The organism is Streptomyces sp. CO7, assembly GCF_053474865.1.
Genome location: NZ_JBRIOU010000002.1, coordinates 1,426,982 through 1,428,405, shown reverse-complemented (window position 1 = coordinate 1,428,405; position 1,424 = coordinate 1,426,982). Strand labels below are relative to the sequence as shown.

Annotated in this window: 1 protein-coding gene; it reads right to left on the bottom strand. The window is 75.5% G+C overall.

The genetic code is table 11. The annotated features are described in order from the left end of the window. Positions 1-1,229 (bottom strand): sensor histidine kinase (locus ACOV8S_RS08520; RefSeq protein ID WP_448317080.1); only part of this gene is annotated, 1,229 nt, incomplete at its 3' end. Positions 1,230-1,424 lie beyond the last annotated feature (195 nt).

The window sequence follows — 1,424 nt, the reverse complement described above, 5'->3', positions numbered from 1 at the left end:
GCCGGGGGCAGTTCCGCCGACCGCGGCCCCAGCAGCGTCTGCGGCAGCACCAGCACCGCCTGCACACCGCCGTAGATGTTGCCGCCGAGCCGGACCCTGACACCGTGCCGGCGGGCCAGCTGGGAGACCACGTACAGCCCGATCCGCCCGTCCGCCAGGAGTCCCGCCACGTCGACCGACGCGGGGTCGGCCAGCAGCGCGTTCATCCGCTCCTGCTCCTCGGAGGGCATCCCAAGACCGCGGTCCTCCACCTCCACCGCCAGCCCGGCCGCGACGGCGTCGGCGCGGATCGCCACCTGGGTGTGCGGCGGGGAGAACACCGTCGCGTTCTCGACCAGTTCCGCGAGCAGATGGATCACGTCCGCGACGGCGTGCCCCCGCAGCGTGCCCTCCACCGGCGGCACGACCCGCACCCGTGCGTACTGCTCGACCTCCGCGACGGCGGAGCGCAGCACCTCCTCGAGCGCGACCGGCTCGCTCCACTGCCGACGGGAGACCGCGCCGCCGAGGACGGCCAGGTTCTCGGCGTGCCGCCGGACCCGGGTGGCCAGGTGGTCGACGTGGAAGAGGCCTCGGAGCAGGTCGGGGTCCTCGATCTCCCGCTCCAGCTCGTCCAGGACCGCGATCTCCCGGTGGGCCAGCGACTGCAGCCGCCGGGCGACGTTCACGAACACCTCGATGCGGTGCTCGACCCCCGTGCCCCGACCGCCCTCGCCCTCCGGCGCCTCTTCGTCCGTCGTCGCCGCGCGCCGGGACAGGACCTCCAACGACTCGCGGTGCGCGCGCTCGAGGTCGTCGGCCAGCCTGCCGAACGCGTCGGCGGCCGGACCGCCCGGCGCCGGAGCGCTCGCCGGGTCCTCCGCCCCGTCCGGAGCCGCGGAGAGCGTCGGCTCCCCGGCGGTCGCCCTGCGTTCCTCCGCCTGTTCGGCGACCTGTCGACGGAGCTCCTCGACGCGGACGGTCACCGAGTGCGCGGCCCGGCGCGCGGCGACCGCCGCGGCGGCCACCGCCATCACCGCGAGTGCCAGCGCCCCGGCGAGTACGGCCCACAGCGCGGGCCCGCCCGGGGCGCCGGCGGTGAGGAGCACGAAGAGCACGGCCGCCCCGCCCCCGAGCGCCACCGCCACGGGCGGCAGCACCGCGATGCGGGCCAACTGTGGCCCGAGGAGCGGAAGTTGCTGCTGTCGCTGCGGCGATCTGCGGTCGGCCGGTGCGCGAAGGTGAGACATCGACGTCCTCGTGCTGAGCGGTGCGTCAGGGACCGGGGGCGCTCGAGCGGGTGACGCCTGCGCCCCCGCGTGGCGGACACTCACAGTAGTCACGCGATCGCGCGTGCCGCCGGGCAGTTGGGCAAGTCCGCACCCCGACAACCCCCTCCCGTAGGACAGTTCGCACACCTGACCTACATCCGCGCCCCTGTGGCC